A 20,557-nucleotide genomic window follows, 5' to 3' on the forward strand; every position below is an offset into this window, starting at 1 on the left:
TTGCCACTACCGGAAAATTGAGAAGCGCCGGAGTGCTGGCGTTCTATCAACTGTTCACTCTAAGACGAGGATTCGCAGGTGCAACGGTCTAATCAGACTGCGCGGCAAACGCTAGCCAAGCCAAATGGCCATTAAACCAGCTCGGTTGTTGACACCGAATTTCCGATAGATGCCTGTCACGTAGTTGTGAGTCGTCGAAGTAGCGCGGTCGATTTCGGCCGCAATTTCCTTCTCCGATTTATCAGTCAGTAGCAGCAGCACGATGCGACGCTCCATCTCGCTAAGAATCTCGTCACCTACTACCAACCCGTGGCTAAGAAATAATCGCCGTTGGAACCATCGCACGCTTCGCAAAGCCGTACCCACCAATTCCGTCTCCCTAGCTTCGAATCGCCTACCTTCACCTGCTAATTCGAAGCAGAAACAAGACTCTGTGTCTTCGTTTACTGGTGTGATAACGTACACTCGATCAGTGAGGCCATAAGGCATTTGATACTTCTCAAAATGTGTCGAACTCTCGTAGGCAGAAAGATCAACCAATTCCCGCAGAAGTCGGATGCGAAAGTTGCCCGCATCTTTCATAATCGCGATCGAAGCGGTACCCACCGTCTCCGCAAGATGCTGATTCTCAAGTAGTTCTTGACGATGTTCCTGGTAGACTGCCGGCAATTTATAAGGCTCGTGGACCCGGACTCGCCATCCGCCTAGCGGGTCCATGTCCGACAGACTCCCATCTGCAATCCGTAGCAGTCCGCACCAGTAGGCGTAGTCGGCGTCCAGCCAATCCGATAGCGTCTTCATCAGGTGAACATTAGCTTCCGTCGCTTTGTCGACAGGGAATGCTTCAAGCTCATCCCACAACTGAACGAGCTTGTCGAAGACAACAGGCGAAAATACCATGGGAACTTAACAATAGAAAAAGTTTTGACGAGGACGTGCTAATGGAAGAGCGACGCGTACTGGCTCGTCGATTTTCGCCCAAAATCAAGCGATTATACTCGAACGCTACGTTATCTGCACGAAGAGGTGACACATGCAAATCTCCAAAGCGCTGAGACTTGTTATAAGTTCATTTCGGTTGTAGCAGTATTAGTTCGTTGGATCTAACACCGATGTTGGTCTTCTATTATTGAGTGAGAGAAGTTGACGCGGAGTCGCAGCAGTCGGGGATACCAATAACTGTCGGTTTCGTATGAGACTCGTTTATTAACCACTTTTTTAGTGCGAACGCCGAACGTGATCGCATCCCCTATAGCTTCGCTTCCAGCAGCATGGTGCGTCCTTTCAGCTCAGCATCATTACGGAAGTTGCCAACGATGCGATCAGGATCGGGAAACTTGTAATTAACGATGGTGTCCTTGGCGACTTCGAAAGATCCTTGGTCGATCCGCCGCCTGCGAGATTCGGCCGGTAATTCGTGTTTGTTATGAGTGATATTCCAGCCCGACTTTTCTTCCGTGTACTTACTGGCGTCGTAGTTGTGCTGCAGATGATCAAATTCGGTTACCTGCCTCGACGGGTGAGTCGATGGTGTTGCAGATCAGTTTGCGACAGATTACGCACTCGGAAACAGGGTTTCGAACACCTCGTCGTCTGGCCCGGTCGATTCGCCTTGCTGCTTCTTCCAGCGGTAGAGCAGGTTCGTACCGGAGATCCCGAATCGAGTTCGCTGAGAGACCATCGAGCAGCATGGCAACTGCATCGCGTTTGATGTCGTCGGTGTAAGTACGTCACCCAGGCTTGGCTTGAGGCTTGGTCGTTCGTGGCGTCTGCAATTTTTTGAGTTCTTTTCGGTTTAAGGATTCGCGTGGACCTCAAAATCTAGGTCACCTTAGTGGGCCAAAAACGTTTGATGAATACTTAGATCTATACCTGCAGCCCTGCTTGCTCCGATCGCGTATTTGAAATGTCGAATAGATCAAGTCCAGTCGTGGGACCGAGAGTGCAGAGCGATGAAGTGAAACGCTGACATTCCTATCTGAGAATGCCAGCGTGTTTGAGGTGATATTCTGATCCAGATTAGCCAGCCATTGCCAAACAACTTTCGTGGCATTTGCGGCAGCAATCCACACACTTGTTCATGTTGCCGACCCTCTCGCAACTGTCCGCACATGCCTTACAAATTTCAGCGCATGCTTGGCAGTAGTGCGAGTGGTAGTCGCTGTTGCGTGACATGAAATCAATACAAGCGTTGCACGCTGCGACGCAATCGAGCATCAGCTTGACGTGCGTTTGCTCCACATGATCTCCGCCCTCGGACAGGCAGTGGCTGGTCAACATGTCTGCACAGGTCGTTTGGCATTCCCGGCAGTTTTCGATGCAGTCTTGTCTTGATGCAGTGGCATTACTCATTTGGATTCTCCTGAAAGAATGGTCATTTGAAAGTGATTGCGGCTCCGTTGCCGCTGTCCAAACGGAATGCAACTTGCATACCACTAGGGGGTATGTGACGTATTGCCAAAATGACACCACAGGAACAGCGATGGCCACCACTCAAATCACAGCAACGGATCCGGTTTGCGGGATGAAGGTGCCTGTAGACGGTCCACGTTCGTTGGAATTCCAAGGAAAACACTACGTATTTTGCAGCGATGGATGCTTGGATAAGTTTCTGGATGATCCTGCGGGCGCGCTGGAAATACGAGCGAAAAAAGAGGGGGAGATGGGAACTGGGAGTCGGGAGCATTCCTGTTGCGGCGGGCATGGACCGTCAGCGACCACTAAGGCCAATATCAGACCACCTGCAGCTTCTCCCGACTCCCCCTCTCCCACCTCCCAGTCTCTCTACACCTGCCCAATGCATCCGGAGATTGAACAGGTTGGACCTGGTGATTGCCCGATCTGCGGGATGGATCTAGAGCCGAAGGTGGTTTCGGCCACTGATGAAGGTGATGACGAACAGTACGCCGACATGAAACGTCGGTTCTGGGTTGGCGTCGCGTTGTCGGTGCCACTGCTCGTGATCGCGATGGGGCCGATGGTGGGTTTACGAGTAGCGGACTGGATGAGCCAGACGATGTTCGGTTGGTTGCAATTGGTCCTCGCGACGCCAGTAGTTTTCTGGTGCGGCTGGCCATTGTTGGTTCGCGGAGCCAAGTCGTTTCGCACAATGAACTTGAACATGTTCTCGCTGATTGCGGTGGGAACTCTGGCTGCGTACTTGTTCAGCTTGGTCGTGGTGCTGCTTCCAGGGGTGATCCCAGAAGCCTTCTTCGAGAACGGTGTTCCGCCTCTTTATTTTGAAGCGGCGGCGGTGATCATCACGTTGGTGTTGCTTGGGCAAGTGCTGGAACTTCGAGCACGTCAGCAGACTGGCGGAGCGATTCGCGAACTCATGAAGCTCGCTCCCGATACGGCACACCGAATCACAGACGATGGCGAGGAAGACGTCTCGCTCGATTCAGTACACAAGGGTGATCGGTTGCGAGTACGCCCCGGTGAGAAAGTTCCAGTCGATGGGAAAGTGGTCAGCGGATCCAGCAGCGTTGACGAGTCGATGTTGACCGGCGAGCCAATGCCTGTGAAAAAAGTCGAGGGCGACAAAATCACCGGCGGAACGTTGAACCAGACCGGTGCGCTTGTGATGGAAGCCCTCGGCGTTGGCGGGGACATGGTTCTCAACCGCATCGTGCAAATGGTTGCGGACGCTCAACGAAGTCGTGCGCCGATTCAGAAACTGGTCGATGTGGTCGCTCGATACTTTGTGCCAGCGGTGATCGTCTGCTCGATTCTGGCATTCATCGGATGGGCGGTGTTCGGCCCGCAGCCGCAACTGGCTCATGCATTCGTAGCGGCCGTTGCAGTGTTGATCATTGCATGTCCTTGCGCGTTGGGGCTGGCGACGCCGATGTCGGTGATGGTGGGTGTTGGCCGCGGTGCAAAGGAAGGTGTGCTGATCAAGAACGCAGAAGTCCTTGAGGTCATGGAGAAAGTAGACACGATCGTCGTCGACAAGACCGGCACACTCTCGCAAGGACGGCCGGAAGTGACTGGCGTCGAGACGTTCGGTGATTGGAATGAAAACGATGTGTTGACGTTGGCTGCCGCAGTTGAAGCACAGAGCGAACATCCGTTGGCTCAGGCGGTCGTTCGCCGTGCAAAGGCGGATGAGTTGCAAGTTGTGGAGGCAAGTGAATTCAACAGTATCACCGGTGGCGGAGTTCGAGCTCGCGTCGATGATCATGACGTGTTGATTGGCAAGGCTGACTTGCTGGACGAACAGGGCATCGAGGGAGTCGATGCGGGACGGGAAAAAGCGGGATTGCATCAGGCCGAAGGGGCGACGGTTGTGTTTGTGGCGATCGACAACAAGCTGGCGGCAATTCTCGCAATCACTGACCCGATCAAGCAAAGCACGCCGGCAGCGTTGAAGACGTTGCACGAACTCGGATTGAAGGTGGTGATGCTAACCGGCGACGCCGAACCGACCGCGAAGGCAGTCGCATCAAAGCTGGGTATCGACGAGTTTCATGCTGGGGTTTCGCCCGAGGAAAAGCATGACTTCGTTCGCAAGCTAAAGCAGGAGGGCAAAACGGTTGCGATGTGTGGTGATGGGATCAATGACGCTCCTGCACTTGCCGAAGCGAATGTAGGCATCGCCATGGGCACGGGGACAGGCGTTGCGATTGAATCTGCGGGCGTCACGCTCGTCGGTGGCGATCTTCGCGGAGTTGTGGCGGCTGCCAATCTGAGCCGAAAAACGATGAGTAACATTCGCCAGAACTTGTTCTTCGCTTTCATCTACAACGCACTGGGAATCCCGGTCGCAGCTGGGTTGCTCTATCCGTTCTTCGGCGTATTGCTTAGTCCGATGATTGCAGCGGCAGCAATGAGTTTTAGCAGCGTGTCGGTGATTGCGAATGCGTTAAGACTGCGGGCCGCGAAACTCACCTGATTCTTGCAGCGGAATTCGTCAAGATTCTCGGCGAACGCAATCGTAAAGCCTGGGCGTTTTCTGGCACAAGCAAATCTTGCCTAATCGTTACAAGCGGAGTGCAATCCAATCGCGCGACGACTCCGACCATTCGGTGCTATACCCTGCATGGGTATGTTGCCGAAAGTTGGAATAGGACTCGGCATCATTCCAGGGATTCGGAATCTATGAAACGGAAGCTACTTCAATTGTTGATCGCAGTGACAGCGACAACGACTTATCAAACGGCAGTTGCTCAGGAAGCCTCGATGGGGCAGATGATGAGCATGGGTCAGTCGATGACACAGTCACTTGGTGGTGTCGACGACCAAGTTCTTCCCGAGAGCGACTTGCCGCCTTTGCCAGACATGCCAAGTGGGTTTGCAGATTTCGACACGGCGTATGACTACGCGGACGACGCGACGGTCGAGATTCATACGCTCGAAACCGTCTTGGCTCTGGCGGCAGGAAACAATCCAACCATCCAGCAAGCGAGATTGCACGTTTCGGCGGAGACTTCCAAGGCGTTGCAGGCAGGTCTATATCCCAACCCAGTCTTGATGTACGTCGGCGAAAAGATTGGTAGCGACGGAAGTGCCGGGGAGTTTCAGGGATTTGAGGTTTCTCAGCGTTTCGTAACGGCTGGCAAACTGCAACTGAGTCGTTTGAAATACCGCCAACGCGCGCATGTTTCCGAACACCTCGCGATTGCCCAGACGTACCGCGTCACGAATGCCGTCGAAGTTCAATTCATTGAAGCATTAGCGGCTTCGATGCGACTCGAACTCCAGCAAGAGCTTGAGAAGACGGCCGAGGACGGTGCAGTGACGACTCGGAAGCAATTTAACCAAGGCCAAGCCAATTTGACGGACGTTCGACGAGCCAACGTCATGCTGCAAAAACAGCGTTTGGAACGCATGGCGACTGGAAATGAGTATCGCGACGCGCTGCGGCGACTGTCCGCCATCGTCGGCGTACCGCTTTCCATTGGCTCAACCGAGGGTGAGTTGCGTCCGAGCAATGCATTGGAGTCATTCGACACTGTTCTAGCTCGGTTGATTGCGGAAAGTCCTGAGGTGTTGGCCGCGCGAGCAAAATTACGAGTGGACCAAACGACCGTCCGTCGAGAGCAAGTGGAGTGGATTCCAGACATCACGATCCAGGGCGGACCCGGTTACAACTTCAGCAATGGCGACGACGTCTACAACGCGGGCGTCCAAATTGAGCTGCCGATTTACGATCGAAACCAGGGAACGATTCGTCAAGCGTGCCAAGACTTGCGACGTCAGCAATTCGAGATTCAGCGATTGGAATTGCATTTGAAAGAACATTTGGCTTCAGCCTATCGGACCTATGCTACCGCTTTGCAACACGCCACGGAGTACGATCGCGTGGTGATCCCCGAACTGAGGGCGGCTTATCGACAGTTGCTTGTCAGCTACAAAGACAACCGAATTGCTTGGCCGGATGTGTTGGAAGGTCAACGCGACTACTTTCAAGCCAGAATGGAACAGATTGATCAGTTCAAGCACGTTCGGCAACAGGAAACGATGATCAACGGTTTCCTACTCGACGGTGGTCTGATGGCTGCCGAAGGCCCAGTTCCACCGGGACATATTGATGCGGTTCCGAAGCCGAGGTAGTGAGTGGGGGAGTTGGGAGTTGGGAGAAAGCATTTGCTCACAACACAAATCTCCTTGACTCCCTCACTCCCGACTCCCCCACTTCCTGGTTCACAGAAGTTCAGAAACTGAAACGAAGAAGAAAAATGTCAAACACCGAAGACCGCCGACGTTTCTTGACCGCCGGATCACTGGCTGCTGCGACGGGAGTCGTTGGGAATTTGCTTGGAAGGAACGTCCAGGCCCAAGAACCGATGCCAATGGACATGAAAGGAATGTCCTCGCATCAGCATGGCGAGCACGCAACGCCCCAGATGCCGGCCGACTCGGAAGTCCAGGCTGAATACGATGGGTATTCGCGATTCAAGCCGTCCCGCGGCAACGATCCGAACAGTGACTATTACCTTGGCAAGATGATGCCGGGTTTCCGGCCGGCGTCTGATGGCCCGGCTCCTTTTGAAGCTCCTGATTTGGATAAGCTTCCCTACAAGATGGTTGGCGGAGTGAAGGAGTTTCAACTTGTTCCGATGGCGGTCAAGCGAGAGTTTCTACCCGGCTATGAGATGAATGTGTACGGCTACAACGGCAGCATGCCGGGGCCGACAATCGAAGTCACCCAAGGAGATCGAGTTCGGTTTGTTGTTACCAACGAACTACCCGAAGACACGTATGTGCATTGGCACGGCTTGGAACTTCCGGTTCAGTGGGATGGTGCGTCGGAGCTTTGCCAAGAACCGATCAAGCCGGGTGAGACTTTTGTTTACGAGTTTGACGTACACGAAGAAGGCACGTTTTTCTACCACTCGCACGTGCCGATGCAGGAAGCGTTTGGAATGGTTGGCTGGTTCATCGTCCATCCTAAGAAAGTTTTTGATCCGCCAGTGGACCGCGACTTCGGATTGATCTTTCAAAACTTCTTCATCGACAGTTCGCAAAATATCGCCGACAGTTGGAAGATGGATTGGAACTGGCACACGATCAACGGTCGCAGCGGTCCCTACACGACACCGCTGGTTGTCAAGCACGGCGAGCGTGTGCGAGTTCGGATCATGAATTTTGCACCGATGCAGCACCATCCCATCCACCTTCATGGTCACACATTTTGGCTGACCGGTCGCGAGGGTGCCCGCACCCCACATTCTGCTTGGATTCCTCGCAACACCGAACTGGTAGGCATTGCACAGGCGACCGACTTTGAATTCATCGCGAACAATCCTGGCGACTGGATGTTCCATTGCCACATGGTTCATCACATGATGAACCACATGACTGAGCAGGTCGGGCCGCGGATGCGAAAGAACACTTCGGTGGACCATTACCTCGCCAACCTTGATTCCAGACCCGCCGTTGATTCGACTCGCCAAGACCCTGGCTTCGGGACACCCGGCTACCCGCAAGAGATGAAGGGCATGAACATGTCCGATGCGATGATGAAGAAGATTGGCTCGCGTCGTGAGATGATGGGCATGCGGCCGATGGCCGAAATGGCGGTGATGGGTCTGATGACAACGCTGCGAGTGATGCCCGAGGATTTGTACCACAAGGTGATGGAAACCGACGACCTTGTAGAACCGGGCGAGGTCTTTACCGAGATCGTGAAGCGATTCGGAGACATCTCCAAGTACAATTCCGGCAAGAAGATGATGCCTGGAATGAAGATGTAGCGGACTAACCGCGGAGCCGTTTTGAGGGTAAAATCTGAAACCCTGCGAAACCTGCCTTTCCAAAGCTCCTGCGAATGCTTTCAGAAGACGAGAAAAAGAAGCTCAACAACCGACTTCGACGTGTCATCGGGCAAGTCGAGGCGGTTGGGCGTATGATCGAGGACGAAGAGTACTGCGTCGACATTCTAATGCAGTTGTCGGCCGCGACGGGAGCATTGGATAAGGTCGGGCAGATCGTTTTGGAGCAGCACATCAAGTCCTGTGTGAGCGATGCGATCGAGAGCGGTGACGCGGCCGATCGCGATGAGAAGATCGCAGAGCTGATCAAGATTTTCCGCAAATACTCCGACTGAACCGTAGCGGTACTCGTCAAGAGTTTCGATCTCAGAACCGTAGCGGAACTCGTCAAGAGTTTCGATTTCAGGGAAGCAAAGAAAGTCTTGACGACTTCCACTACCATTTTGGGATGTCCGTCGAACGTCCTGACCGCTTGAAACGTCTGCCGCCCGAATTCTATCGCGGCGAAGCTTGGGTTCACTGGATTCTAACGATCGAAGCTCGAAAGACGGGTTGGCTTAGCAGCAAGTTGTTGTATCGCTTCCGCGAACTACTCACGCACACCGCGTTTCGGTACCAGATCGCCTGTCCGATTTACTGCCTGATGCCGGATCACATCCACATGCTGTGGACCGGGCTTGCACCTCAATCTGACCAACTCCTGGCAATGAAGAACTTTCGCAAGAACATGAACGAAAGTCTCCGACGCATCGGCTTTGAATTCCAAAAGCAGCCGTACGATCACGTGCTCCAAGATGACGAACTGGAGCAAAACGCGATCGAAGCAGTTTCAGAGTACATCGCTCGAAACCCAGAACGCAAGCAGATCATCGGCGTTGATGAGCTTGCTTCCTATCCGTACACGGGATGTTTGCAGCCGGGCGCACCGTTGGTGAGATTGTTCAGTGACGAGGGCTGGGATGAAGTCTGGACAACGCTTTCTTACTTGCGACGAACGGAGTGTTTCCGCAAACCAGACCCGAAGTACTCGTAGCGGAACTCGTCAAGAGTTTCGATCTTGTTCGATACTGGAAAAAGTCTTGACGACTTCCGCTACAGACAGTGGCCGATGTGAATCTTAGAGATCGCCGTGAAGAAGTGACGGCGTCACGTATCGAAATGCTTTGGAGTTGTTCGGTAGTTTCGATTGTGTTCCATGCTGATCGAAAGTCTTGACGGCTTCCGCTACGGCGTTTGTTCCTGCCGCTACCAAGAGATTCACCCTTGCCGTTCTCGTCGAAGAGCATCACCAATCGTTGGCATCCGGTGGATAGTAATGTGGTGCCTATAAGTGCAGCGGTGGCGTAGGATTCCAATTGAGATTTTATGACGACGCCCTTGTCATGAGCCAGATACAATAAAGGCAGGGACGGCGTGGTGACGTCATCACTTGCGTGAATCAGACGCGACACCGCCCCCGCGAAAGCGAGATGGGGAGTTGGGAGTGGGCGAGTCTGGGAGAACAACTTGCTCCCGATCTCCCCCACTCCCAATCTCCCTTACTTAATCATCGGAGCTTCGACTCCTTTTGACTTCAAGACAGCCAACCACTTTTGCGGTTCTGCGGCGATCTTCTTTGCGCAACCAGGGCAGCAGATGTAGATCGCTTTGCCGGCCGCGTTCACCTTGTAGGGTCCACCCATCTCGTCGAGCGGCTCATCCATCACCGGGCATTTCTTTTGCGCGGCGATGAATAGTTGGTCAGCCTGCGTAACCTTGAACACCCCTTCACGAACCACTTCCATCCCGGCGGGAACATAGTTTCCCCCACTCCCAACGCCCCCACTCCCCATCTTTTCTTCACCGTAGACCATTGCCAGGTACTTTGCCGGTTCGGCTTGGATCTTCTTGATGCAACCTTTGCAGCACAGGTAGATCGGCTTGTCACCGACCATCACTTTGATCGGTGTGCCCATTCCGCCGAGCGGTTCATCCATCACCGGGCAAACCTTCTGGGCGGCGATTCCGGCCGCATCCGCTTGAGTTGCCGTGGTGACCGTGATTTGCGGGCGACCGGTGGCGTACTTTGTTGGGTTTGACTTGACCGTGCTGACGCAACCGGAACAGCAGACGTAGAGTTTTTGTCCGTTCACATCGACGGCGACCGGATCACCCATGCTGCCCAGCGGCTTGCCGCTGACGGGACAGATCTTCTGGCGTGCGATCGCAGCGGCGGCCAGTTGTTGCTCGCTGGCTGGGACCGTGGCGACTTCGTTGAAGCTCACCGTACTGGCGGTGATGCCCACCAATTGAATATCCACGTCGATTTGCCGGCCGGCGAGCTGCGACAAGTTCACCGGTGCCGTCAAAGCTCCCTTGCCGTCGGGCAGCAGATCATAGCGATAGCGTTTCGCGTTGCCTTCAACTCGAACTGAGACGGCACCGCGTCCTTGATCGACCGACACCGGCTTACCGGTGCGATCGTAGACGAACATTTGCATGCCGCCTTGGGAAACGATGGTTTCGATTTGAAGATTGCCGGTTTGCTTCACGCTGCCGCCATGCCGTCCCGCCTGAGTAACCTCGCGAGCCTTCGTCATGCCGGGCATCGCGTGATTGTGACCGGCATGGTCGTTTTGCGATTGGGTGGTTTGCCCAAACGCAGTCGATGCGGACATCGCGAGCGAGCAAGCGGTGATGATGAGTGTTCGTTTCATAGGAGAACTCCTTTTCGTAGAGGTTGTTGGTGAGTTTGATGCTTGGGTTTGGGTTTTCTTCATTGGTTTGTTTGGAAAAAAGTTGGGAGTTGGGAGTTGGGAGTTGGGAGTTGGGAGTTGGGAGTTGGGAGTTGGGAGTCAGGGAGCCAGGGAGTCAGGGAGTCAGGGAGTCAGGGAGTCAGGGAGTCAGGACAAGTTGATTTCTCTCCCCTTCTCCCAACTCCCCTACTCCCAACTCTTCTTCTTAAAAAAGCTCGTCTTGAAAACCGAATCGCATCTTCAATTCCAGATAGCCGCAATACAGCGTCGGCACGATGAACGACGTGAACGGCTCGGCTAGCATTCCGCCGAACACTGGGATCGCCATCGCGCGGGCCACGTCGGCACCGCGGCCGGTTGCAATCAAGACTGGGACGAGCGCAGCCAGCGTTGTCACGGTTGTCATCATGCACGGTCGAATGCGTTTCAGGCCGGCTTCGTAGACCGTGTTGCGGATGTCGTCGACTGACTCGACTTTTCGTTTCTTGAGCAGTTGATGGATATAGGTCGCCATCACGACACCATCATCGACGGCGAGGCCGAACAGTGCGATGAAGCCGACCCAGACCGCAGTATTGAGTTCCACACCCATTGTTGCGACCGCGATCATGCCGCCGGCGAAGGCAACGGGGATGCCCGAGAAAACTGCTAGCGAGATCGCGAAGTTGCGAAACTCCATGTAGATCAACAGCAAATTGATGCAGATGACCAATGGAATGATCCAAATCAAACGGAGGTTCGCTTCGATTTGATTGCGGAAACTGCCAACGGCTTCGAGCGAATAGCCGGCGGGTAAGTTGAGAGTGGGGGAGTTGGGAGTGGAGGAGTTGGGAGCATTGGTTTCTCCCAGCTCCCGACTCCCAGCTCCCGACTGGGCTTTCCTCAACTGCTCCTCAATCTCCTCGATCGACTCCAAGTCTCCCTTCAAGCCGTTTGTCATGAAAGAGACGTGGGCAACGAGCCGGCCGTTTTCGCTATTGATGGCACCCGGTCCCCAGGTCGTTTCCAACTTGGCGAGTTCTTCCAAGGGAACAACGGCACCGGAGTGCGTGACGACTGGCAGGCGTTTTAGTCCATCTATTTGTTCGCGAAGATCTCGGTTGTATCGCAAACGCACAGGGTATCGTTCGCGGCCTTCGACCGTTTTGATCAAGTTCATTCCGCCGAGCGCCGTTTCGATGACTTGGTTGACCATCGCCGCGTTCATGCCATACCGCGACGCGGACTCGCGATCGACCGTGAACTCGACGTAAGGTTTGCCGAGCACGATGTCGGGATTGACCGTGCCCGCGTTGATCAGCGGCGACTTTTTCAACTCGGTGGCAACATTCATCGCGGCATCGGCGAGCGTGTCCAATTTGTCACCATAAACGCGAATCGCCATCGGTGCCTTGATGCCGGATTGCAACATCACGACACGGCCTTCGATTGGTTGAAGGGCTGAGGCTGGTGTGACGCCGGGGAGCGTCGCGACGCGATTGATCTCGTCCCACACGTCGCGAGCGGTGACGCCTTCTCGCCATTCGCTTTCGGGCTTGAGCATCACGTAGGTTTCGACCATGGACGCGGGGGCGGGGTCGAGGGCCGATTCAACACGACCGATCTTGCCCAGCACGTCTTTGACCTCGGGAATCTGTCCGATCAACACATCCTGCGTCTGCAAAACCTGCATTGCCTGCGAGAAGCTGGCCGCCGGATAGAGCGTCGGCATGTAGAACCAGCTTCCCTCGTCGAGCGCGATCCAGTCATCGCTCTGCAAACCGGTGAAGACGTGCTTGGCATCGACGTAGCCAGGAAAGTCATTCAGTTCGGCTCCGAACAGATTTGCAACCTTCTCGAGCGGACGCAGCACCGTTGGCATACCAACGTAAGCTCCGACGCCGATCACAAGCAGCATCAGCGGAAACGACAATGCGAAGGCTTTGTGATTGAGAGCATGACGCAACCGTGCCGCATAGATCAAACGAACGAAACGGCTCGACGGAATCTCCTCGATAGGACGAATCCGTTCTCTCATCAATTGCCAACCGCCAACAAATCCGACGATCGTTGCGACCACGGTGACGATCCAAGTCTCGATGTCAAAACGCTCGGCCAATCGTGATCCCCACATGAAGTGCGAGGCCGAACCGAGCAAACCGGCCAGCGAAAGACCTGCAACCAGAGCGGTGCTCTTGCGGCGGACCGAACTGCGTAGCATCAGCCGGCACAACGCTGGCACGATCGTGACCGCAGCGATCATCGCGGCGGCGATCGCGAACGTCTTGGTGTAGGCAAGCGGCGAGAACAGCTTGTAATCGCGGCCCGTCAGGAAAAAGACCGGCAGAAAACTGACAATGGTTGTCGCCACCGCGGTCACCACGGCCGGTGCGACCTCGACCGTGGCTTCGTAGACGACATCGCTTCGCGATTTAGTAGAGGAGTTGGGAGTGGGGAGTTGGGAGATTGCTGACTCTTTCGACTCCCCTACTCCCACCTCCCGACTCCCAGCTCCCGTCTCCCACTCCGCCAAATGCTGGTACACGTTCTCCGACACGATGATCGCCATGTCGACCATCGTTCCAATCGCGATTGCAATCCCCGCCAGCGACATGATGTTCGCACCGACGCCAACCACTCGCATCGCGATAAACGACATCAGGACGGCTGCGGGCAAACAAATCGCGACAACGAAACTACTGCGGATGTGCAACAAAAACAGCAGGATGATGATCGCCGTGATGATGATTTCGTCACGCAACGCATGTGTCAGCGTCGCCATCGTTTCATCAATCAAGCCACTGCGATCGTAAACGCCATGAATCGTCACGCCCCCGAGCGACGGCGTGATCGCGGCGATCTTCTCTTTCACTCGATCAATCACGACGCGTGGGTTTTCGCCGTATCGCATCACGACGACACCGCCGACGGCTTCGGCTCCGTTGTAGTCTAACGCCCCACGGCGGAAGTCTGGACCGATCTGGACGCTCGCAATGTCACGGACGCGAACGGGAACGCCGTCGCGTTGCATGATGACCGTGTCCTCGATGTCTTCGACCGCTTTGTTTTTGTCGCCGTCCGAGCCGAGGAAGCCTTTGCTGCGAACGATGAATTCCATGCCGGTCGTTTCGACGGTCTTCGCGCCGACATCCAAGTTCGATCCCTTGATCGCCATCGCCAGTTTGTCGACCGAAACGCCATGGAAGCGAAGTTTGTCGGGATCAACTTCGATTTGGTACTGACGCACGTAGCCACCAATCGAGGCCACTTCGCTGACGCCTTCGACGGCTTGTAATTCGTACTTCACCACAAAGTCTTGCATGCTGCGCAGTTCTGCTAGCCCCAACCCTTCTTCAGGCGGCTCAAGCGTGTAGTAGTAGATCTGCCCCAGTCCCGTTGCATCCGGGCCTAGCTGCGGGACAACGCCATCGGGCAACTGCGATGCGGCACTACCGAGTTGTTCGCTAACGCGGCTGCGTGCCCAATAGAAGTCGATTTCGTCTTTGAACGTGACCTGAACGAAGCTGTAACCGAACATGCTCTTGCCACGCACCGATTCAGCACCCGGCACAGCCAGCAACGAAACGCTGAGCGGATACGTCACTTGGTCTTCGATGTCCTTGGGCGACCGTCCCGGCCACGGCGTCAACACAATGACTTGGTTCTCGCCAATGTTCGGAATTGCGTCGATCGGGATCGACTTGAAACTGACCCAACCAGCGACGCTCAGTCCGATTGTCAGTAGAACGACGAGCCAAGGTTCTTTCACGCAAAAGCGGATGATGAAGTTAAGCATCGCTTCGCTCCGAGGTGGGAGTGAAGGAGGTGGGAGATTGGGAGGTCGGAGTGAGGAGTGATTGTTGGTCGATTGATGGAAAGTCATTATCAAGTCGATACGTTTCTTCGTTCTCCTTCACTCCAGTCTGTTTTCCCCCGCTGAGTCCGACGCACCACTTGGACGATCCGTGAATCATCGAGACGATCATTCGCAAGATCTCATCGTAAAACTCAACAGCCTGTTTTGTCGTATCAGCGTCGAGATAGCCATGTGCGGCCGCGTATTCAATCCAAACCTGCGTCTCAGCGGCTTCCGCCTCGGCGATGTTCAACGTGCTACAGAAGTGTTTTTCGTAGCGGCGTTTCCGCCAAGCCTCTGCGATATTCGCGCTTACACTTCGAGACGAACGTCGAACTTGATCAGTCAACGAGTACATCTCCTCCCTCGGAAACGATCGCGATAATTCAAAAATCCGTTTCCCTGCCGCGAACGACTTTTGGAAAACGATCAAATCTCGATGCGTCCTTATTTGCTCACTCATTTCACACCTCTCAATGAATCACCAGCAGCAACCTGCTTCTTCCCACTCCCAACTCCCATCTCCTCCACTAATTCCCCGCACGTCAGCATCTCGCTACCCCAATACGGATTCGCCAACTGCCCGCCGGGCTGCATCCAATCGCCTCCGCCGCCGGGAACCATGGGGCAGTAGTAGTGCGTCAGCTCCACGGCCGTCTTCGGACCGCGAGCGACCGTGGCGGCTCGCAGCATTGCGTGGCTGACACCGCGATAGGCTTCACGAGCCGTTTCAAGCGAACCATCCATGCGTGATGCCGCGCGACGGGCGATTGCGAACTTGCGTTGGGCTTCATCGGGAACGGCAGCCGACAACTCAAGATTGCGAAGGCCTTCAATCAGCGTGTTCAGCGCGACAGGCGGAGGAGTCTGATCAGCGGCCAATGCCCGTTGGATCTCAAAGTAGGCTTCGTACGCTCCGTCAAAGGACTTACCCGGCTCGGAAGCCAACATCACTGGTGTTACATCGGGCAATCTAAGCGGTCCTGGTGAATAGCTCGGGGCCCTCGTTGGGTCCATGAGTGACGGATTGCCGGCAAGTTGCATTTGCGAGTCGATTAGGAAGTTACCGCCCGTCGCAACGGTCTCGCCGGCGGACAAACCTTCGACGATCACAGCCTCTTTCCGATTCATCGGGCCGACAGTGACGCGGCGAATCTCAAACCGCCCCGGTTCCGTTTCGACATAGATCACGCTGTTTCCACCGGCTAGCAAAACTGCGTCGCGAGGGACTGTTACGACTTGCTGCATGGGTAATGGCTCCGACGCGAAGCCAAGTTCCGATGTCGGCACGAGGTCCATGTCACACAAAGGGCATGTCCCCGGTTCGTTACGGATCACTTGCGGGTGCATGGGGCTGATGTACTTGTTAGACAGCGCCGGATCGTAAACCTCGTCCATCGGGATTGCGGGTACAGTCACGCGAGCGGTCGCGTAGTCGCCCGGTCGCAATTTGCCGTCGAAGTTCATGATCTCCACACGCACCTGCACGGTGCGCGTTGTCGGATTGACGGTAGGGTCTATGAACGCAACGCGGCCCGTGAAAACTTCGCCGGGCATCGACTGAATTTCGGCTTCCACTTGTTGGCCGAACCGAACGGCTGAAGCATCGTCGGGGAACAGATCAAGCATCAACCAAACGCTGCTCAGGTCAGCGACGCGGTAGAGCTTGTGCCCGGTCTTCACGTAGTCGCCTTCGACAGCCGACTTTTCGATCACGGTGCCACTTTGAGGCGATTTGATGCGGATACGTGACATTGGCTTACCGGACTTTGCCAACATGTCGATTTGGCCTTCGGTCATGCCCAGCTCAGTCAAGTTTTCGCGGGCCATCTGGTTGAGGTTGCCACCGGAAATCTGAAAACGCCCAATCTTGCCATCGCTGTTCATGCTCGTGATGAACTCGGTCTGAGCGGTGTAAAGCTGCGGGCTGTAGATCAACGCAAGGTCGTCGCCTTCGTTGACTTTCACACCGGCATAGTTGGCGTACATCTTTTCCAAACGGCCGTCGATGTAGGCACTGATGGTCGACAAGCGGCTTTCATCAAAGTCGATCGAGCCAATAGTGCGGATCGTGCGATTGACTTCGCCCATCTTCGACATCGCGGTTTGAATACCGACCAATCGCCGAGCGGATGCTTCGATCGTGACCGAGATGCCATCGCCGCCTCCGCCACCAGTCGCTTCGACCAGTTCCATCGCACAAACAGGGCATCGACCCGGTTCGGTTGATGGTGGCGTACACATCATCGGACAGATGTATCGCTTGTCTTCGCCGCCGGCTTCCGCGACCGCTTCGCCTTGCCCGCCGGAGAAGCCATCCGCCGTCAACCACTTCGTTCGCTGTGCGACTCCAAGCAGAAAGAAGATCAGCCCGACGACAACGACGACCGTGGCCGCTTGCACTCCAGTGCGCACGAGCCATCTCGCTCCGCTCGAAGAAGATGGGGAGTTGGAAGATGGGGAGTTGGGAGTGGGGGAGTCTGGGAGTGGGGGAGACACGGAGCTTTTCTGTTTGCCTGTGTCTAAACCGCTTCTTGTCTCCTTGTCTTGCTCACTCCGCGACTCCTTCACTCCCACCTCCTTCACTTCTTTTCTATCTTCACTCATAAAGGCTCTCACGGCGCACGAATGCGACCAAAAATTGAACAAGGGTGACGCGATCGAATCGCGTAGGGAATGCATCTGGATGGGCTTCGTAACCAATGAGCGCGCAGCATCATTCGCTTGAAAGCCAACAGGAAGTCAGAGAACTGCGAGCGCGCAGCTCTCCTATAAAGACGGCGTTAAATACGCCAGATGCAAAGAAACCGCTGAGAGAAATGCGGTGAGAGGTCGCCGATCGGCGAACGCGCTGTCGCCGGAATTGAACGAACCGCAAGACCAGTATCGGTTGCGGCATGATCCAAATACGCAATCACCACGAAGCTGCGAACTTGAGGAGCCGGAACTCTATGGGGCAACGGTGCGACAGGTTCGGAGTGAACGCCGCACATGCACGATGACACGACTTCCGCTACCGACGGCTCTAGCACAACGTCGGAAATTTCGCCGACCAACTCATCGTGCTTTGGCCGCTCGGATTTTTTCGCGCAACAACTGCCAGCGTCTTCCACCTTGCCACTACAGCAACCGCAAAGATCACGATCAGTTCTCACTTCACAGCATTTGCAAGCGTGACAGACTGTTTGGGTCTCGCAACACGAGCCGAATCGAGAGTCTTGAGCACATGTCCCTTGCGCAGCCACGATCGCCATTGGCTGAATCACTATTGCAGCGATCAGACAAAGATTGACGGCGGTACGAATTAGGGGGGAGTTGCTCACTGTAACCTTCCGAAAAGTATACCCATGCCCGGTATATGAACTGTATCGGAAATCTGGCCGAATTGTTCAATAGGAATTAACCGGTTGGGCAAACTTTGACTGCTGCATTATAGCTCATTAGGACTCGGACGCCATGGATTGGCAATTGCGAACGCCCGATACGAAGCACGCCAAACGCCTTTTACTAGCCGCCATTATTGCCGCGACAGTATCTGGCTGCGCCTCCAAGCGTGGCATTTCGTTGACAAAAGCGTCGCCGGCGACGCCGAATATGGCCGCTGTTGCCGCGCAACCGATCCAGGATTTGGCTCCGGAACCCAACGTCCTGAGTGACGTTGATTGGAACCAAGTGATCGCTCAGCCGTCATCTACTCCTGTCCAGGTAGCCGGCTACAACGACGGCCTCTTCGTCGCATCGCCTGCCGTGTTCGCCCAACCGCCCGAAGAGAAGACGGATCGCAGCTTCGGCGATTTCTTGCAGCTTGACCCGCCGAGAGAAGATGGGGTGAGGGGGAGTCAGGGAGAGGAGCGAGACACGGAGACAAGGAGCGGAGAAGACAATAGGAATGAGGACGACTCCGTGTCTGCCAATCTCCTTGTCTCCCCCTCTTTCAACTCCCCCACTGGCTTCCCCGTCGAGTACTTCGTCAACACCGCATTATCGCGTCACCCCAAAATCCTAGCCGCACGCCAACGGGTTGCTGCAGCAAGCAGTGTCATCCCGCAAGTGAAAGCGTTACCCGATCCGACTTTCAATAACACATTTTGGCCGTTCCACGACCAAGCCTTGCAAACGGCCGCCGGCCGTGTTGGCAATCAAATGTCGGTCAACCAGATGGTGCCGTTTCCAGACAAACTGAAGACCAAAGCGGTCATTGCCAGCCGCGAAGTCCAGATGGCTCAAGCAGAAGTCGACGCGATCGCTCGTGAAGTCACCGAGTCCGTACGACTGGCGTACTACGAAGTCTGGTTCGCAACCCGAGCGATCTCGATCATCGAAGAGACCAAAGATCTGGTCGCCGACCTCACCGATGTTGCCGAAGCTCGCTACCGCAGCGGCGGTTCGCAACAGGATGTGCTCCGTGCTCAACTGGAAACGGATCGCCTCGACGACAAACTCATCACGCTTCGCAAACAGAAGCAGGTCGCCCAAGCCGACCTCGCCACACTCTTGCAACAACCCGTCGGCCTGCTTCCTGAAACATCCCACGAACTTGAAATCACCGACACACCTCAGCAAATCGAATCGTTGATCGCTCAAGCCGAACAGTGCAATCCGAAGCTGCGTGGTTTGACATGGGAAATCCAACGCGATCGCGAAAAGGAGCAGCTCGCCTGCTTACAGCAATATCCTGATTTCAGCGTTGGTTTGAACTGGGGCTTGGTCAGTGACGATCATAACGTACTTAGTGGCGTCGCAAACGGTCACGACAACGTCAGCATCAGCTTTGGCACGACGTTGCCGATCTGGCGAGAGAAGATTAATGCGGGCATCCGCGAAGCAGCCCACCGTCGCAGTAGCACGACCCGCCGCCTAGAAGCCGAACGCGACGAGCTATATGGCAAGATCCGTCGCCTGATCGTGCAGGCGGACGCATTGGTCGAACAGCGCGACATCTACCAAGACCGCATCATCCCGCGCACCGAAGACACACTGAAACTGTCGATCGCCGACTACCGAGGCAAACGCACCGACTTCTTCACGCTGATCGAAACCTACCGCGAACTCTTGATGTTCGAGACCCAACTAGCCCGCATCGACGCCGCACTGGCCGGTACCATCGCTCAACTCGATCGAACAGTAGGCTGCCCCTAACGCGGTTGCTACGGCAGCAACTTCCGCAACTCACGCCGTGCACGATTCAATCTTGAACCGACAGTTCCTTCGGGGATGTCGAGCGTCGCGGCGATCTCTTGATAAGACAACCCGTTCTCTTCTTTGAGCGTGAAGATCGCTCGTAATTCAGGGTCGACGGCGGCGAGTGCTTGGCGGACAAGGTCGGCGCGTTCGTCTTGTTCGATAGAATCGTTTTGCGGTGTGGTTGGCTCGACTGCTAACTCGCTCGTCCGCCGGTGCTTTTCCCGCCGCAGGTGCTGCAAGGCCTCATTGGTCGCCAGTCGATACAACCAAGTCTCGAATTTCGAGTCGCCGATAAACTGGCTGAGCTTCGAGAACGCTTGCACGTATACCTGCTGCGTTAGATCGTCGGCATCTTGGACGCCGACCATCCGAACCATCAACCGATACACCCGATCGCTGGTCGCTTCGTAGATCTCCCGCAGCGCACGTCGATCACCGGCCGCACCGGCTTGTACCGTCGGGGCGTTAATCGAATCATGTGCGGACTTTTCATGCGAAGGCTCCATTGTCGGCATTCTAGCGATACCCACCGGGGGTAAACAGATGGGCGGTAGGTGTGGGATTCTCCTCTCATGCGAGTTTCAGGG

At 55.2% G+C, this 20,557-nt stretch carries 14 protein-coding genes; 6 read left to right on the forward strand and 8 right to left on the reverse strand.

The genetic code is table 11. The annotated features are described in order from the left end of the window. Positions 1 to 111 precede the first annotated feature (111 nt). The 3 genes from ACR3ZL_RS02420 to ACR3ZL_RS02430 all read right to left on the reverse strand — a co-directional run bounded on the left by ACR3ZL_RS02420 (position 112) and on the right by ACR3ZL_RS02430 (position 2,352). Complete coding sequence (locus ACR3ZL_RS02420; protein WP_473649472.1) at positions 112 to 900, reverse strand: helix-turn-helix transcriptional regulator; 789 nt, start codon at positions 898 to 900, stop codon at positions 112 to 114. Between the two features lie 655 nt (positions 901 to 1,555). Next, positions 1,556 to 1,702 (reverse strand): hypothetical protein, encoded by a 147-nt coding sequence (locus ACR3ZL_RS02425; protein ID WP_473649471.1) that lies wholly within the window; start codon positions 1,700 to 1,702, stop codon positions 1,556 to 1,558. Positions 1,703 to 2,019: 317 nt separating this feature from the next. Beyond that, the gene (locus tag ACR3ZL_RS02430; RefSeq protein WP_473649470.1) at positions 2,020 to 2,352 is read right to left on the reverse strand and encodes a four-helix bundle copper-binding protein; all 333 of its coding nucleotides are present in this window, start codon (positions 2,350 to 2,352) and stop codon (positions 2,020 to 2,022) included. Between the two features lie 130 nt (positions 2,353 to 2,482). On the opposite strand from ACR3ZL_RS02430, the gene ACR3ZL_RS02435 reads away from it, so the two are divergent. The 5 genes from ACR3ZL_RS02435 (at position 2,483) to ACR3ZL_RS02455 (ending at position 9,249) form a co-directional block, all read left to right on the forward strand. Further along, the gene (locus ACR3ZL_RS02435) at positions 2,483 to 4,894 is read left to right on the forward strand and encodes a heavy metal translocating P-type ATPase (RefSeq protein ID WP_486173188.1); all 2,412 of its coding nucleotides are present in this window, start codon (positions 2,483 to 2,485) and stop codon (positions 4,892 to 4,894) included. A gap of 206 nt (positions 4,895 to 5,100) precedes the next feature. Beyond that, on the forward strand, positions 5,101 to 6,555 hold the full coding sequence (locus ACR3ZL_RS02440; RefSeq protein ID WP_473649469.1) for a TolC family protein: 1,455 nt from the start codon (positions 5,101 to 5,103) through the stop codon (positions 6,553 to 6,555). 125 nt (positions 6,556 to 6,680) lie between these two features. Beyond that, positions 6,681 to 8,198: a multicopper oxidase domain-containing protein gene (locus ACR3ZL_RS02445; RefSeq protein WP_473649468.1), complete on the forward strand. Its 1,518-nt coding sequence runs from the start codon at positions 6,681 to 6,683 to the stop codon at positions 8,196 to 8,198. Between the two features lie 74 nt (positions 8,199 to 8,272). Further along, the gene (locus ACR3ZL_RS02450; RefSeq protein WP_473649467.1) at positions 8,273 to 8,551 is read left to right on the forward strand and encodes a metal-sensitive transcriptional regulator; all 279 of its coding nucleotides are present in this window, start codon (positions 8,273 to 8,275) and stop codon (positions 8,549 to 8,551) included. A gap of 113 nt (positions 8,552 to 8,664) precedes the next feature. Continuing rightward, positions 8,665 to 9,249: a transposase gene (locus tag ACR3ZL_RS02455; protein WP_473649466.1), complete on the forward strand. Its 585-nt coding sequence runs from the start codon at positions 8,665 to 8,667 to the stop codon at positions 9,247 to 9,249. A gap of 505 nt (positions 9,250 to 9,754) precedes the next feature. Here ACR3ZL_RS02455 and ACR3ZL_RS02460 read toward each other — a convergent pair. The 4 genes from ACR3ZL_RS02460 to ACR3ZL_RS02475 all read right to left on the reverse strand — a co-directional run bounded on the left by ACR3ZL_RS02460 (position 9,755) and on the right by ACR3ZL_RS02475 (position 17,189). Further along, on the reverse strand, positions 9,755 to 10,912 hold the full coding sequence (locus ACR3ZL_RS02460; protein ID WP_473649465.1) for a hypothetical protein: 1,158 nt from the start codon (positions 10,910 to 10,912) through the stop codon (positions 9,755 to 9,757). A 244-nt stretch (positions 10,913 to 11,156) separates the two neighbouring features. After that, positions 11,157 to 14,726 (reverse strand): efflux RND transporter permease subunit, encoded by a 3,570-nt coding sequence (locus tag ACR3ZL_RS02465; protein WP_473649464.1) that lies wholly within the window; start codon positions 14,724 to 14,726, stop codon positions 11,157 to 11,159. Next, positions 14,719 to 15,249, reverse strand: coding sequence for a four helix bundle protein (locus tag ACR3ZL_RS02470; RefSeq protein WP_473649463.1), 531 nt, complete (start codon positions 15,247 to 15,249; stop codon positions 14,719 to 14,721). The genes ACR3ZL_RS02465 and ACR3ZL_RS02470 overlap by 8 nt, the downstream gene beginning before the upstream one ends. After that, a complete protein-coding gene (locus tag ACR3ZL_RS02475) occupies positions 15,246 to 17,189 on the reverse strand; it encodes a heavy metal-binding domain-containing protein (RefSeq protein ID WP_473653427.1) in 1,944 nt (647 codons plus the stop codon). Before ACR3ZL_RS02475 ends, ACR3ZL_RS02470 begins: the two co-directional genes overlap by 4 nt. A 1,053-nt stretch (positions 17,190 to 18,242) precedes the next feature. Here ACR3ZL_RS02475 and ACR3ZL_RS02480 point away from each other — a divergent pair. Beyond that, positions 18,243 to 19,925: a TolC family protein gene (locus ACR3ZL_RS02480; protein ID WP_473649462.1), complete on the forward strand. Its 1,683-nt coding sequence runs from the start codon at positions 18,243 to 18,245 to the stop codon at positions 19,923 to 19,925. Positions 19,926 to 19,933: 8 nt separating this feature from the next. On the opposite strand, the gene ACR3ZL_RS02485 is transcribed toward ACR3ZL_RS02480, so the two are convergent. Beyond that, the gene (locus tag ACR3ZL_RS02485) at positions 19,934 to 20,485 is read right to left on the reverse strand and encodes an RNA polymerase sigma factor (RefSeq protein WP_473649461.1); all 552 of its coding nucleotides are present in this window, start codon (positions 20,483 to 20,485) and stop codon (positions 19,934 to 19,936) included. Between the last annotated feature and the right edge of the window lie 72 nt (positions 20,486 to 20,557).

Source organism: Rhodopirellula sp. J20-39 (assembly GCF_057365095.1).

Coding starts and splice junctions, on each gene's coding strand:
- ACR3ZL_RS02420 (WP_473649472.1), bottom strand. CDS start 900: ATGGTATTTTCGCCTGTTGTCTTCGACAAGCTCGTTCAGTTGTGGGAT.
- ACR3ZL_RS02425 (WP_473649471.1), bottom strand. CDS start 1,702: ATGCAGTTGCCATGCTGCTCGATGGTCTCTCAGCGAACTCGATTCGGG.
- ACR3ZL_RS02430 (WP_473649470.1), bottom strand. CDS start 2,352: ATGAGTAATGCCACTGCATCAAGACAAGACTGCATCGAAAACTGCCGG.
- ACR3ZL_RS02435 (WP_486173188.1), top strand. CDS start 2,483: ATGGCCACCACTCAAATCACAGCAACGGATCCGGTTTGCGGGATGAAG.
- ACR3ZL_RS02440 (WP_473649469.1), top strand. CDS start 5,101: ATGAAACGGAAGCTACTTCAATTGTTGATCGCAGTGACAGCGACAACG.
- ACR3ZL_RS02445 (WP_473649468.1), top strand. CDS start 6,681: ATGTCAAACACCGAAGACCGCCGACGTTTCTTGACCGCCGGATCACTG.
- ACR3ZL_RS02450 (WP_473649467.1), top strand. CDS start 8,273: ATGCTTTCAGAAGACGAGAAAAAGAAGCTCAACAACCGACTTCGACGT.
- ACR3ZL_RS02455 (WP_473649466.1), top strand. CDS start 8,665: ATGTCCGTCGAACGTCCTGACCGCTTGAAACGTCTGCCGCCCGAATTC.
- ACR3ZL_RS02460 (WP_473649465.1), bottom strand. CDS start 10,912: ATGAAACGAACACTCATCATCACCGCTTGCTCGCTCGCGATGTCCGCA.
- ACR3ZL_RS02465 (WP_473649464.1), bottom strand. CDS start 14,726: ATGCTTAACTTCATCATCCGCTTTTGCGTGAAAGAACCTTGGCTCGTC.
- ACR3ZL_RS02470 (WP_473649463.1), bottom strand. CDS start 15,249: ATGAGTGAGCAAATAAGGACGCATCGAGATTTGATCGTTTTCCAAAAG.
- ACR3ZL_RS02480 (WP_473649462.1), top strand. CDS start 18,243: ATGGATTGGCAATTGCGAACGCCCGATACGAAGCACGCCAAACGCCTT.
- ACR3ZL_RS02485 (WP_473649461.1), bottom strand. CDS start 20,485: ATGCCGACAATGGAGCCTTCGCATGAAAAGTCCGCACATGATTCGATT.